Annotated in this window: 11 protein-coding genes and 1 pseudogene; 8 read left to right on the top strand and 4 right to left on the bottom strand. The window is 72.1% G+C overall.

Translation table 11 applies throughout. The annotated features are described in order from the left end of the window. Positions 1 to 17: 17 nt before the first annotated feature. Positions 18 to 983: an N-acetylmuramic acid 6-phosphate etherase gene (gene murQ / locus ACFU8Q_RS05360; protein WP_384448053.1), complete on the top strand. Its 966-nt coding sequence runs from the start codon at positions 18 to 20 to the stop codon at positions 981 to 983. A gap of 47 nt (positions 984 to 1,030) precedes the next feature. Further along, positions 1,031 to 2,599, top strand: coding sequence for a PTS transporter subunit EIIC (locus ACFU8Q_RS05355; RefSeq protein ID WP_384448051.1), 1,569 nt, complete (start codon positions 1,031 to 1,033; stop codon positions 2,597 to 2,599). Between the two features lie 61 nt (positions 2,600 to 2,660). Here the strand turns inward: ACFU8Q_RS05355 and ACFU8Q_RS05350 are convergent. Beyond that, positions 2,661 to 3,035 (bottom strand): annotated as a pseudogene (locus ACFU8Q_RS05350) (Uma2 family endonuclease); the annotation flags it as partial. Between the two features lie 141 nt (positions 3,036 to 3,176). Here ACFU8Q_RS05350 and ACFU8Q_RS05345 point away from each other — a divergent pair. Genes ACFU8Q_RS05345 through ACFU8Q_RS05330 form a run of 4 tightly spaced genes read left to right on the top strand, consistent with a single transcriptional unit; the run spans position 3,177 to position 7,808 of the window. Beyond that, entirely contained in the window at positions 3,177 to 3,788 is a 612-nt protein-coding gene (locus ACFU8Q_RS05345) for a hypothetical protein (RefSeq protein WP_384448048.1), read from the top strand. Next, a complete protein-coding gene (locus ACFU8Q_RS05340; protein WP_384448135.1) occupies positions 3,785 to 4,453 on the top strand; it encodes an ABC transporter ATP-binding protein in 669 nt (222 codons plus the stop codon). The genes ACFU8Q_RS05345 and ACFU8Q_RS05340 overlap by 4 nt, the downstream gene beginning before the upstream one ends. Next, positions 4,450 to 5,175, top strand: a complete 726-nt coding sequence (locus ACFU8Q_RS05335; protein WP_384448045.1) for an ABC transporter ATP-binding protein — start codon at positions 4,450 to 4,452, stop codon at positions 5,173 to 5,175. Before ACFU8Q_RS05340 ends, ACFU8Q_RS05335 begins: the two co-directional genes overlap by 4 nt. Next, complete coding sequence (locus ACFU8Q_RS05330) at positions 5,172 to 7,808, top strand: FtsX-like permease family protein (RefSeq protein ID WP_384448042.1); 2,637 nt, start codon at positions 5,172 to 5,174, stop codon at positions 7,806 to 7,808. Before ACFU8Q_RS05335 ends, ACFU8Q_RS05330 begins: the two co-directional genes overlap by 4 nt. Here ACFU8Q_RS05330 and ACFU8Q_RS05325 read toward each other — a convergent pair. Both ACFU8Q_RS05325 and ACFU8Q_RS05320 read right to left on the bottom strand, forming a co-directional pair. Then, positions 7,794 to 9,209 carry a sensor histidine kinase gene (locus ACFU8Q_RS05325; RefSeq protein WP_384448039.1) on the bottom strand — a complete coding sequence of 472 codons (1,416 nt, stop codon included), beginning with the start codon at positions 9,207 to 9,209 and terminating at the stop codon, positions 7,794 to 7,796. The genes ACFU8Q_RS05330 and ACFU8Q_RS05325 overlap by 15 nt on opposite strands. 134 nt (positions 9,210 to 9,343) lie before the next feature. Further along, on the bottom strand, positions 9,344 to 10,030 hold the full coding sequence (locus ACFU8Q_RS05320; protein WP_384448036.1) for a response regulator transcription factor: 687 nt from the start codon (positions 10,028 to 10,030) through the stop codon (positions 9,344 to 9,346). A gap of 133 nt (positions 10,031 to 10,163) precedes the next feature. Here ACFU8Q_RS05320 and ACFU8Q_RS05315 point away from each other — a divergent pair, with 133 nt between their 5' ends. Both ACFU8Q_RS05315 and ACFU8Q_RS05310 read left to right on the top strand, forming a co-directional pair. Next, positions 10,164 to 10,838 carry a response regulator transcription factor gene (locus tag ACFU8Q_RS05315; protein WP_384448033.1) on the top strand — a complete coding sequence of 225 codons (675 nt, stop codon included), beginning with the start codon at positions 10,164 to 10,166 and terminating at the stop codon, positions 10,836 to 10,838. Beyond that, positions 10,838 to 12,247, top strand: coding sequence for an ATP-binding protein (locus tag ACFU8Q_RS05310; RefSeq protein WP_384448030.1), 1,410 nt, complete (start codon positions 10,838 to 10,840; stop codon positions 12,245 to 12,247). The genes ACFU8Q_RS05315 and ACFU8Q_RS05310 overlap by 1 nt, the downstream gene beginning before the upstream one ends. Here ACFU8Q_RS05310 and ACFU8Q_RS05305 read toward each other — a convergent pair. Next, positions 12,228 to 13,073: a hypothetical protein gene (locus ACFU8Q_RS05305; protein WP_384448027.1), complete on the bottom strand. Its 846-nt coding sequence runs from the start codon at positions 13,071 to 13,073 to the stop codon at positions 12,228 to 12,230. The two genes, ACFU8Q_RS05310 and ACFU8Q_RS05305, sit on opposite strands and share 20 nt — an antisense overlap. Positions 13,074 to 13,412: the final 339 nt, after the last annotated feature.

Below are 13,412 nucleotides of genomic sequence, written 5' to 3'. Positions count from 1 at the left end.
AAGCAGAGCCGCTCTCCATGACCTCCACCCCCGACGCCGACACCACCACCCCCGACGGATACGGGGAGCTGCGCGCCCAGCTCGAAACGCTCACCACCGAGGCGTTCCGGCCCGAGCTCGCCGAGATCGACCGCCTGGACACCCTTGAGATAGCCCGGATCATGAACGGCGAGGACCGGTCCGTCCCGGCCGCGGTCGGCGCCCGGCTGCCCGAGATCGCCGCCGCGATCGACGGCACCGCGGAACGCATGGCCCGCGGTGGCCGGCTGATCTACGCGGGCGCCGGCACCGCGGGCCGGCTCGGCGTACTGGACGCCAGCGAGTGCCCGCCCACCTTCAACACCGACCCCGCCGAGGTCGTCGGCCTGATCGCGGGCGGCCCGTCCGCGATGGTCAAGGCCGTCGAAGGCGCCGAGGACAGCAAGGAGCTGGCCGCCGCCGACCTCGACGCGCTGGACCTCACCGCGGACGACACCGTGGTCGGCATCTCCGCCTCCGGCCGTACGCCGTACGCGATCGGGGCCGTCGAACACGCCCGTGCCAAGGGCGCGCTGACCATCGGGCTGTCCTGCAACGCGAACTCCGCCCTGGGCGCCGCGGCCGAGCACGGCATCGAGGTCGTCGTCGGCCCGGAGCTGCTCACCGGCTCCACCCGGCTCAAGGCGGGCACGGCCCAGAAGCTCGTCCTCAACATGCTCTCGACCATCACGATGATCCGGCTCGGCAAGACGTACGGGAACCTGATGGTCGACGTCCGTGCCTCCAACGAGAAGCTGCGCGCCCGCTCCCGCCGGATCGTCGCGCTCGCCACCGGGGCGTCCGACGAGGAGATCGAGGCCGCGCTCGCCGCGACCGACGGCGAGGTGAAGAACGCCATCCTCACCATCCTCGGCCAGGTCGACGGCCCCACCGCCGCCACCCTGCTGACCGCGTCCGGCGGCCACCTCCGCGCCGCCCTCGCCGCCGCCCCCCGCACCACCTGACCCTCCGGCTCCACCCCGTACCCCCGCACAGCAAGGCACCACGCACCATGGCAACAGAAGACAAGAACCGCGCCACCGCCGCCGCGATCCTTCCGCTCGTCGGTGGCGCCGCGAACGTCAGCTCCATCGCCCACTGCATGACCCGGCTCCGGCTGGGGCTGCACGACCGCTCGCTCGTCGACGACGAGGCCCTGAAGGCGGTGCCCGCAGTCATGGGCGTGGTCGAGGACGACACGTACCAGATCGTCCTCGGCCCGGGCACCGTGGCCCGGGTCACCCCGGAGTTCGAGCAGCTGGTGGAAGAGGGCAGGGCAGCGGCCCCCGAACCGGCGACCGCCCCCGCTTCCCCCGCCGCTTCCCCGACCCCCTCGCCCTCCCCCGCCGCTTCGGCGGACGAGCTGGCCGCCCAGGGCGCAGCGATAAAGGCGGCGCGGAAGGCGAAGAACGCCACCCCGTTCAAGCTGTTCCTGCGCCGGATCGCGAACATCTTCGTCCCGCTGATCCCGGCACTCATCGGCTGCGGCATCATCGCCGGTCTCAACGGCCTGCTGGTGAACCTCGGCTGGCTGACCTCGGTCACGCCCGCGCTGGCCGCGATGGCGTCCGGATTCATGGCGCTGATCGCCGTGTTCGTCGGTTTCAACACGGCGAAGGAGTTCGGCGGTACGCCGATCCTGGGCGGTGCGGTCGCCGCGATCATCGTCTTCCCGGGGGTCGCGAACATCGAGGCGTTCGGCCAGAAGCTCTCCCCCGGCCAGGGCGGCGTGCTGGGTGCGCTGGGCGCGGCGGTGCTGGCGGTGTACGTGGAGAAGTGGTGCCGCCGCTGGGTGCCCGAGGCCCTGGACGTGCTGGTCACGCCGACGCTCACGGTCCTGGTCTCCGGTCTGGTGACGATCTTCGGCCTGATGTACGTGGCCGGTGAGGTCTCCACCGCCATCGGTACGTTCGCCGACTGGCTGCTCTCCAACGGCGGCGCGGGAGCGGGCTTCGTGCTCGGCGGTCTCTTCCTGCCCCTGGTGATGCTGGGCCTGCACCAGGCGCTCATCCCGATCCACACCACACTGATCGAGCAGCAGGGCTACACGGTCCTGCTCCCGATCCTCGCGATGGCGGGCGCCGGCCAGGTCGGTGCGGCCGCGGCCGTCTACTTCCGTCTCCCCCGCAACGAGTCGATCCGCCGGACGATCAAGTCCGCACTCCCGGCCGGTCTGCTGGGCGTCGGCGAACCGCTGATCTACGGCGTCAGCCTCCCGCTGGGCCGCCCGTTCATCACGGCGTGCGTGGGCGGTGCGTTCGGTGGCGGCTTCATCGGCCTGTTCAACCAGCTCGGCGACAAGGTCGGCTCCACGGCGATCGGCCCGTCCGGTTGGGCCCTGTTCCCCCTCCTCGACGGCAACCACGGCCTGGGCACCACGATCGCGATCTACGGCGGCGGACTGCTGGTCGGCTACTTCGCCGGATTCCTCGCGACGTACTTCTTCGGCTTCAGCAAGGACCTGCTGACGGAGTTCAACGTCTCCCGGGAACCGGCGGCCTCCGCGGTCCCCGTCACGGGCAGCCCGGCCGCACCGACGGCCGGCCCCGGCACCCCGGCGAAGGAACCGGCGGGGGTCTGACCCCGGCACATGGAAGTGGGCAGCACCCCGAAGGCCGGGTGCCGCCCACTTCCATGCCCTCTCAGACCGGGAACTCCTCGGTGAGCGTCGTCCCGAACGGCTGCGGCAGCGTGAGCGGCTTCCCGAACGGCACCGGGTCGGAGTGCTTGTACGTCCCGTCCTCGTTCGGCTCGGTGAACAGGGTGGCCATCGCGCCACGCGTGTCGAACCGGTCGATCAACAGGTACATGGGTACGCCCGCGCGCGCATAGGCGCGCTACTTCTTCGTCCGGTCGTCCCGAGCATTTCCCTTCGCCGTGATCTCGACGATGAGCAGCGCGTCCGACGCGTCCGTCGGATCGCTGGTCTCCGGGTCGGCGGCCATGATCAGTTCGCACTCCACGATGACCGGATCGGGGACGTAGAGCCTGTCGAGGGGCGCAACGTGGACGCCGAGGCGATGGGCCACACCCGGACACCCTCCCGGCGTTAACCCCCCGCTAACCCTCGACACCCACGGCGCTGGCCGGTGGGTTTCTAGCGTCGGAGCGGAGGCGGCATTCCGGTCGGCTCCTTCGCTCGCGCAGAGGTGTTCCCCATGCGTCGTACCTTGTCAGCGGTGGTGACCGGCCTTGTGGTCGTCACCGGGGCCACGGCCTGTTCCTCCTCTTCTTCCTCCTCCGGTTCGTCCGGTTCCTCGCACTCGTCGTCCTCCACCACGGTCGCGCCTCCGAAGGAGGTGAATCCGGCCGGTGACATCCCCGACGACCAGGTGTACGTCGCGTGGTCGCCGTCCGGTGGCGGCTACACGGTGAAGGTGCCCGAGGGGTGGGCCCGTCAGCAGGTGGGCGGGGCCACGGTGTTCAGCGACAAGTTCAACAGCGTCCGGATCGACCGGAGTCCGGCGGACAAGGCGCCTACGGTCCAGTCGGTCCGCTCGGTCGATCTGCCGGCCGTCGGGCGCAGCGCGAAGAACGTCACGGTGGAGAAGGTCGGCACAGTGAAGCGCTCGGGCGGAACCGCCGTGCTGGCCACCTACCGGGCCGACTCGGCGCCCGACCAGGTGACCGGGAAGAGCGTCCGCCAGGATGTCGAGCGGTACGCGTTCTGGCAGAACGGCACCCAGGTTGTGCTGACCCTGTCCGGTGCCGTGGGAGCCGACAACGTCGATCCCTGGCAGATCGTGACGGACTCCTTCCGGTGGGCATGATGACCGCGCCCCGGCTCACCGCCGATTCCCTGTACCGGTTCTTCCGCGCGGGCGAGGAGGAGACGTTCGCGCTCCAGGGCGTGGGACTCCAGGTCGACAATGGCGAGATCGTCGCGGTGACCGGTCCCTCCGGTTCCGGGAAGACCACGTTGCTGAGCTGTCTGGCCGGACTCGACGAACCCGACGGCGGCACCGTGCACGTCGCCGGTGAACGCCTCTCCCACCAGCAAGAACACCTGCGCAGCCGGCTCCGTGCCCGCTTCATCGGCGTGTTGTTCCAGTCCGGCAACCTGCTGGATCACCTCACCGTCCGCGACAACATCCGGCTGGTGCAGGGAATTTCTTGCGGCACGGACCGCCCCGAAGTGCACGAGCTGCTCCGGGACGTCGGCATCGCCCCCCGGGCGGGCGCACTGCCCCGGCAGCTGTCGGGCGGTGAAGCCGCCCGCGCCGGGCTGGCCGTCGCGCTGGCCAACAACCCGGCCGTCCTGCTGGCGGACGAGCTGACCGGCGAGGTCGACGGGGAGACGGAGCGCCGCGTCCTGGCGCTGCTGCGCGAACGCGCGCGTGCGGGCACGGCGATGGTCCTGGTCACCCACTCGCGCGCGGTGGCCGCCGTCGCCGACCGGGTGCTCCGGCTGCGTGACGGGAGGTGGGTGCGATGACCGGCGCCGGTCCCATGTCCGAGAAGCCGCTCGTCGTCTGTGTGGACGCGGCCCGCACCTACGGCTCGGGGTCGAACGCCGTCGTCGCCGTGCACGGGGCGAACTGCGTCGTCCCCACCGGTGCGCGGATCGCCGTGGTCGGCCCCTCCGGCTCCGGCAAGTCGACCCTGCTGCATCTGATGGCGGCCCTCGACCGGCCCACGGCCGGTACGGTCGACCACCCCGGGCTGACCACGGACCCCGAAGGCGGCGCGGACATCCTGCAGGCCCGGGACATCGGGGTCGTCTTCCAGGGGCCCAGCCTGCTGCCGCCGCTCACCGCCCTGGAGAACGTCTCCCTGCCCCTGCTCATCGACGGCCTCACGGCGGACGAGGTCGCCGACCGGGCGTCCGCCGCCCTGGCCGAGCTGGAGCTCGGCACGCTGGCCGCCAAACTCCCGGACGAGATGTCCGCGGGTCAGGCGCAACGCGTCGCGGTCGCCCGGATGCTGGCCCGCCGGCCGCGGCTGATCCTGGCCGACGAGCCGACCGGCCAGCTCGACCGCGAGACCGCCCGGCACGTGCTGGAGGTGCTGCTGTCGGCCGCCGACTCGCTCGACGCGGCCGTCCTGATCACCACCCATGACGCCCGGGTGGCGGGCGCCCTCGACGAGCGCTGGTACATGGCCGACGGCCGTCTCGTACAGCCCGAAACCCCCGACCGGGAACGTGAGTTGCGATGATCGGAATCTGGCTCGCGGGCCTGCTGCGGGTGCGCAGCGGACGCCTGATCGGGACGGCGCTCGGTGTCATGGTCGCCGTCGCGCTGCTCGCGGCGCTCGGCGGTTTCCTGTCCACGACCCGCGCCACCATGACGTCCCAGTCGGTGCGTTCGGTGTCCGTGGACTGGCAGGTGGAGGTGACCACCGGCGCGGACGCACAGCACGTGCTCTCCACCGTACGGGACCTGCCCGGCACCAGGGCGGCCCTGCCGGTCGGGTACGCAAGAACCGGTGGTCTGGGCGCGCACACCGGCGGAACGACACAGAACACCGGCGCGGGTTCGGTCCTCGGTCTGCCTCCCGGTTACGCCGCCACGTTCCCCGGCGAGATCCGGCTGCTGGCCGGCCGGGAGCAGGGCGTGCTCCTCGCCCAGCAGACCGCCGCCAATCTGCACGCGGCCCCCGGTGACACCGTCACCATCGAGCGGGCGGGCGGGCTGCCGCCCGTGCCGGTGAAGGTGGCCGGTGTGGTCGATCTGCCGTTCGCGGACTCGTTGTTCCAGAAGGTGGGCGCCCCGCCCCAGTCGCAGCCCTCCGCGCCGCCGGACAATGTCGTCCTGATGCCCCGGCAGACCTGGGACTCCGTCTTCGGTCCGCTCGCCTCGGCCCGCCCCGACCTGGTGCAGTCGCAGATCCACACCCTGCGCACCCACTCCCTGCCGTCCGACCCGGCCGCCGCGTACGCCACGGCCACCGGCAACGCACACCACGCCGAGGTGCGGCTCGCCGGTACCGGCCTGGTCGGCGATAATCTCGGTTCGGTCCTGGACGCCGCCCGGTCCGACGCCCTGTACGCACAGTTGCTGTTCCTCTTCCTCGGCGTGCCCGGGGCTGTGCTGGCCGCGGCCCTGACCTGGGCGGTCGCCCAGTCCGGTGCGGGCCGTCGCCGCAAGGAGCAGGCGCTGCTGCGGACGCGCGGTGCGACCGTCGGCCGGCTGATGGGCCTGGCCGGTGTGGAGGCGGCCGTGGTCGCGGTGCTCGGCGCGGCCGGTGGTCTGGGGCTGGCCACGCTGGTGGACCGCTGGGCCTTCCACGGCACGGGCATTCCGCTGTCCTGGATGCTGATTGCGTGCGTCGTCGGCGCCCTCGTCGCGGCGGCGACCGTGCTGGTGCCCGCCCGCTACGACGCCCGCCGGGCCACGATCGCCTCGGGGCGCACCGCGGTCGAGCGGCGCACGGTGCCGCGTACCGCGTGGTGGGTGCTGGGACTCGGCCTGCTCGCCGGTTCGCTGGCCGTCTTCCGCGCCACGAGCGGCACCAACTACGCCCTGGTCCTGGCGCCCGAAGGCACCCCGACCCTGTCGGTCGACTACTGGGCGTTCGCCGGTCCGGCGCTGCTGTGGGCGGGCGGCGCGGTGGTGGCGTGGCTGCTGGTGGATCTGCTGCTGCGCCGTGGCAGGCCGGTCCTCGCCCGGCTGTTCCGCCCGGCGGCCGGGGTCCTGTCCGGCACGGTCGCGGCCGGCCTGTCCCGGCAGCGCGGCACCGTGGTCCGCTCGGTGGTGCTGCTGGCACTGGCCTGCGCGTTCGCCGTGTCGACCGGCGTCTTCAACTCCACGTACCGCCAACAGGCAGCGGTGGACGCGGTGTTGACCAATGGAGCCGATGTCACGGTCACCCAGCCGACCCTTTCCGCGGCGGACACCGCGAAGCTGGCGGCGGTGCCGAGGGTACGGCATGTGGAACCGCTCCAGCACCGGTTCGCCTATGTGGGCGCCGACTTGCAGGATCTGTACGGGGTACGGCCCGCGAGCATCGTGTCGGCGGGGCGGCTCCAGGACGCCTATTTCTCCGGCGGCACCGCACGGTCCCTGATGGACCGCCTGGCCCAGCGCCCGGACGGGCTGCTGGTCAGCGCGGAGACGGCGCACGACTTCCAGTTGCACCCCGGCGATCAGGTGCGGCTGCGCCTGACCGACGCGCGGACCGGTCAACTGCGTACGATCCCCTTCCACTTCCAGGGTGTCGTCAAGGAGTTCCCGACCGCCCCGAAGGACAGCTTCCTGATCGCCAACGCCTCGTACATCGCGCGTACGACGGGCAGCGGCGCCGCCGGGACACTGCTCGCCGACACCGGGGGCACCGGCCAGCGCCAGGTGGCGGACCTGGCGAAGAAGGCGTTGGGCCCGAGCGCCCATGTCACGGATCTGCCGTCGTCGCAGGCCGTCGTCGGCTCCAGCCTGACCGCGGTCGATCTCGCCGGACTCACCCGGGTCGAGCTGGGCTTCGCCCTGGTGATCGGTGCGGCGGCGGGCGGTCTCGTCCTGGCCCTGGGCCTGGCCGAACGGCGTCGCACGCTGGCGCTGGCCTCGGTGCTGGGGGCCAGGGGCCGGCAACTGTCCGGGTTCGTGTGGAGCGAGGCGGCGCTGGTCGCGGTGGCGGGTGGCGCGGCCGGTGCGGTCGTGGGATGGGCCCTGTCGCAGATGCTGGTGAAGGTGCTCTCCGGGGTCTTCGACCCGCCCCCGGACCAGGTCGCGGTGCCGTGGGCGTATCTCATCGCGCTGGCCGGAGTCACCGCGGCCACGCTGGCGGCGGCGGCCTGGGCGGCGGCGCGGCACGCACGCAGACCTCCGCTGACCGAACTACGGGAGCTGTGAGGTTTCTTGCTCCTCCACCGGTGACGCCGCCAGGAGCCAGGTGAACCGGGGCCGGGGCCGGGGCCGGGAGACGAACAGCCTCCCGCCCTCGGCCTCGGCCAGTGACCGGGCCAGCGCGAGTCCGATCCCATGGCTTCCGGCGGCCGGTCCACCCTGCGCGGCATCACCGCCCGAGCGGCCTCCCTCACCGCCCCGCCGCTCGAAGACACCGTCCGTACCCGCTTCCGGGATGCCGTCCCCCTCGTCCTCGACACCGACGGCGACGACCCCGGCCGTCGCCTTCGCGTGCACGGTCACCGTGCCCCGACCGTGCGTCGCCGCGTTGGAGAGCAGTACGTCGAGGATCTGGCGGGCGGCCCGCCGCGAGCCGAGCGCTTGCGGCAGTGCGTCGTCGACCATGATCTTCAGACGCCGCCCCTGTGCGGCGAGCGGCCCGTGCCAGTCCTCCTGGGCACGGGCGAGCAGGGCCGCGAGGTCGAGCGGCGCCCGTTCGGGTATGTCCCTGGCGAGGGCGAGCAGATCGTCCAGGGTGGTTTCCATGCGTTCGAGCTGCGCCAGGGCCGAGCGGACGGCCGCACGTGACCCGGCACCCGCACCGGCATCCGCACCGCCCTCCACCACATCAGTGTCCGAAACGTCTGCGTTCGGACCGGCCGCGAGGGACATCTCCAGTTCCAGTCGTACGCCGGTCAGTGCCGTACGCAGCTGATGCGAGGCGTCCGCACTGAACGCCCGCTCCCGGCGCAGGAGTTCATCGACACGGGCAGCGGCCCGCGCCAGCGCATGGCCGACCGCGTCCGGCTCCGGAAGCCCGGACGGCTCCGCCCTGGCCGTCAGATCGCCGCCCTCCATCTCCCGGGCGACCCCGGCCAGCTCCTCCAGCGGGCGGGCCAGCCGCCTGCTCGACCGCACGGCCAGCAGGGCGCCCCCACCCACCGCGACCGCCGCCGGCGCCAGCATCCCGGCCCAGGTCAGCGCGGCCCGCCGCAAGGGCTCGGAGGCCGGTGAGGCGACCCGTACGACCGCCCGCACCTGCTCCGATCCCCCCACGGGAACGGCCACGACCAGGCTGCCGCCGATCTGCCGGGTGACGACCCGGCCCTCCTCCGCCTCCCGTACCGGGGCATCACCCGCGCCCGGACCCGTCCCGAGGACGCGGTGGGCGCCCGTCCCGTACACCGCGATGTCCGTACCGGACTCGACGGGCGGCAGCTCGATCGGGTCGCCCGTGGCGGTGATCCGCTCGGGCAGGCTGAGTGCGACCTGTTCGCCCAGCGACTGCGCCTCCCGCTCCTCGTCCTGCTGGTACAGCCGCAGCGCCGCGTAACCGAGCGGCAACGCGAAGAGCAGCACCGCGCACGCCACGGCGAGAACGGTCGCTCTCAGAATGCGACGACGCACGGCACGCCCCTTCTCATGACCGGACTACGGTCACGCTCATGACCGGACTACGGTCACGGCTTCTCACGACCGGGCCTCGGTCACGGCTTCTCATGACCCGACTACGGCCACCGCTTCTCATGACCCCGCTGCGGTCACGGCCCGGTGGATTCCTCCAGCCGGTACCCGAACTGCCGCAGCGTCGTGATGCGCACCTGGTCACCGAGCTTGCGGCGGAGGGCGGCCACATGGACGTCGAGGGTCTTGGTGGGGCCGAACCAATTCTCGTCCCACACGTCGCTCATCAGATCCTCCCGGCTCACCGCCTGCCCCGGGTGGACCGCGAGCCGCACCAGCAGGTCGAACTCGCGGGGCCTGAGTTCCACCTCGCCGGTCGGGGTGGTGCAGCGTCGCGCCGACCGGTCGATCACCAGCGCCCCGACACGGAGATGAGGTGCACTGCCGTTCGTGTGGGGCGCCGCGCGCCGCAGATGGGCGGTGACCCGGGCCTGGAGTTCGGCGAGCCGGAACGGCTTGGTCAGGTAGTCGTCGGCACCGCACTCCAGCGCCTGGATGACATCCATCTCCGCCGTACGTGCGGTCAGCACGACCAGCACGGCGTCCGGCGCCCGCTCACGGAGTCTGCGGCAGAGTTCGAAACCGTCGATGTCCGGCAGCCCCAGATCGACGAGGAAGAGATCGGCGGCGGGCCGCCGCTCCGTGACGGCGAGGGCGCTCGCCCCGTCGGGGCACCACTGGCTGTCGTGGCCCAGCACCCGCAGGGTGGCGACCAGCCGGCTGCCGATCGCCGGGTCGTCCTCGATGACCACGATGTGCGCCACCCCGTCACGCTACCGCGACCGGGCGGCGCCGGTCCGTCCGCACATACTGCTCCGCCCCGGCCACGCCCCGATGGTGTCGCACGCCACCTGAACAGAACCTGAACGCGCGTGCGGACCGGGTAATACTGGCCGGGTGACCGCTGCACGCATTCTCGTCGTCGAGGACGACCACGGCCTGCGCGATGTCCTGGCTCGTGGCCTGCGCGACGAGGACTTCGACGTCGTGACCGCCGTCGACGGCGCCACCGCCCTGAAGACCGTCGACGAGTCGGTGCACGCGGTCGTGCTCGACGTGGGGCTGCCCGACTCCGACGGGCGCGACGTGTGCCAGGCGATGCGCGGTGCGGGGGTCACCGTCCCGGTGATCTTCCTGACCGCCCACGGCAATCTCACCGACCGGCTCTCCGGTTTCGCCTCGGGCGGCGACGACTACCTGGTGAAGCCGTTCCACCTCAGCGAGCTCGCAGCCCGTGTCCGTGCGGTCCTGAACCGCACCGGTCACCACGACAGCGCCCTCGCCGACAGCGCGGGCGCGATGCGGCTGAACCCGATGAAGCACGAGCTGACGGTCCACGGCCGGCCCGTGGCCCTGACGCCGACCGAATTCCGCCTGCTCGCGTGCCTGATGTCCGGCCCCGGGAGCGTGGTGCGCCGCCGGGCTCTGCTGCGGGCGGGCTGGCCGGAGGGGGCGCAGGTCAGCGACAACACCCTGGACCAGTACCTGACCCGGCTGCGCCGCAAGCTCCGCGAGGCGGACAGCCCGCAGACCATCAGCACCGTCCGCGGGATCGGCTACCGCTTCGGCTGATGAACCGCTACTTCACCCCCCGCACCCTTCGCGGCCGCCTCGCCCTGATGGCCCTCGCCGCCAGTGCGCTGTGGGTCGGCGTCCTGACCATCGTCTTCAACATCGCCCTCGACAACCGGCTCCACGGACAGGCCGACGACGTCCTGCGCACCCGCGCCGAGGCCGTGGCGGCGACGGTGGACGTGCGCCCCGACGGCCGGCTCGTCGTCCGGGAGCCGACCGAGGACCGGGCCCTGGACGTAGGGGTCTGGATCTTCCAGGGCGGCACGGTGGTCGAGAAGCCGCCCACCGCACCCGCCGGCCTGGAGACCCGGGCGGCCCGGCTCGCGGGGCGGCGCGAGACGTTCGCCGACACCGAGGGCCCCGGGTCGTGGCGGCTGTACGCGTTCCCCGTCGACACCCCCGCCCGGCCGGGGCACCCGCCCACGCAGGCCGGCACCGTCGTCAGCTCCGTGAGCCTCGACCCGTACCGCAGTACGGCGGACACCGCCCTGGTCGGTTCGATCGCACTGGCCGTGCTCCTGCTCGCCACCATCTATCTGCTGACCCGCCTCGTCGTACGACGGGCCCTGCGCCCCGTTACGTCGATGAGCGAGCAGGCGAACCGGTGGAGCGCCGCGGGCGCCCCCGAACGGTTCGGTGCCGAGGACCGGCCGGCCGAACTCGCCGCGTTCGCGACCAGCCTGGACGCCCTGCTGGACCGGCTGGCCGCCGTCCTGCGCCACGAGCAGCAGCAGGCCGCCGAGCTCTCCCACGAACTGCGCACCCCGCTCGCCCGCATCGCCGCCGAAACCGAGTGGCTGACCGGACGCCCGCGCTCCGAGCAGGAGCGGGAGACCTCCCTGGAGGCCATCGCGGGTGCCGCCGCGACCATGCAGCAGATCTGCGACTCACTGCTCTCGGAGGTCCGTACCCGCAACGCGCAGACCCCTGGCCGCTCCCGCTTCGCCGACGTCGCGCACGGCCTGGCAGAACGCAACGCGACCCTGTTTCCCGCGGCCCCGCCGGTGACCGTCGCGGCATACAGCACACCACCGCCCAACACATCACCACCCGGCACACCGCCCCCCGACGTGAGCATCGGCGTCTCGCAGGACGTCGCCGAGCGCATCCTGACGCCGCTCCTGGACAACGCCCGCCGCTACGCCGCCCACTCGATCACCCTCACCTGCGCGGCGAGCGCGGGCGAGGTCACGGTGTACGTGTCCGACGACGGCCCCGGGGTCCCCGAGGACTTCGTCGCCTCGCTCTTCGAACCCGGCCGCCGCGCCCGCCCCGAGGACGGACACGACGGCGCGGGGCTCGGTCTGGCCCTGGCCCGCCGACTGGCCAGGGCCGCGGGCGGCGACATCGCGCTGGACGCCGCGGCCCCCGGCGCACGCTTCGTCGTCACCCTTCCCGCGGGCTGACTCCCCGCGCGCCGGCCGTCTCGACGGCACCGTCCTGCGCCACATCGCGCCGGGTCCGGGTCAGGAAGACGACCAGGCCGAGGATGACGACGAGGAACAGGATGCTGGTACCGACCGTGCCCAGCCCCAGCCCGCCGTCCGCCGTGGGCTGCGACAGGTAGTCGCCCAGCGAGGCGCCGAGCGGCCTGGTCAGGACGTACGCGATCCAGAACGACCACACCGCGTTGAAGTCCAGCGTGCGGTGCGCGAGCGCCACGGCCGCGATCAGCGCGGCGAACACGACCGCGGAGAGCCAGTACCCCAGGTTCAGCTTCTCCGCCGTGAGGTCGCCCGCGGACGTACCCAGCGCGAACGTGAACAGGATCGCCAGCCAGTAGAACGCCTCACGGCGCGTCGTCCGGATCGAGTGGATGGACAGCGTCCGCTCGCTCGCGTACCAGGCGACGAACGTGACGGCGAGCGCCACCGCGAACACCACGGTCGTGGTCTGGAGCGGAACCCCGAGGTTGTCGGTCAGGTTGTCGCTGATCAGCGTACCGACGACGCTGATCAGGACCACGGTCAGCCAGTACAGGCCCGGCACATACGCACGCGCCCGGAACTGGAAGAACAGGGTCACGACCAGCAGCGCACTCATCAGGTACGAGGTGTTGGTCAGCCCCATGCCCAGATTGGCGTTGAGCAGGTCGGCCGCGGTCTCGCCCACGGTGGTGCACAGCACCTTGATCACCCAGAAGTAGAGGGTCACTTCCGGGACCTTGTTCAGCATCTGCCGCGCCCGGGAGCGCGTGCCCGGCGTATATGTGTCAGTCGTGTCGGTTGTCATGGAACGGCACGCTGGCAGGGCCTCCCTGAAATTTTCCTGACTGCGCACGGCACCCGACCTGCTTGTCGATCAGTGGCCGAGCAGCTGACTCTCAATATCAGCGGGTCCGGGGTTCGAGTCCCTGGCGGCGCATGCGCGATCAGGTCGCTGACCTTGGCGTTCTCGGATTCCGAGAACGCCCTTTCACGTTCGTCCGGGATAGACTCGGCCTCGCCCGTACGCGTCAACCCTTCGCTGACTGGAGAGAATCCCTCGCGTGGCCAATGCACTGCAGGAATTGGTGAAGAGCCGGCTGGAGCAGCAGGGCTGGTCCTATGGCGACGTGGCCCGGCGCGGCGG

The organism is Streptomyces sp. NPDC057543 (assembly GCF_042801895.1).
GTDB lineage: Bacteria > Actinomycetota > Actinomycetes > Streptomycetales > Streptomycetaceae > Streptomyces.
Note: the sequence above shows the minus strand (reverse complement) of the source record. Positions and strands in the feature narration are given on the sequence as shown.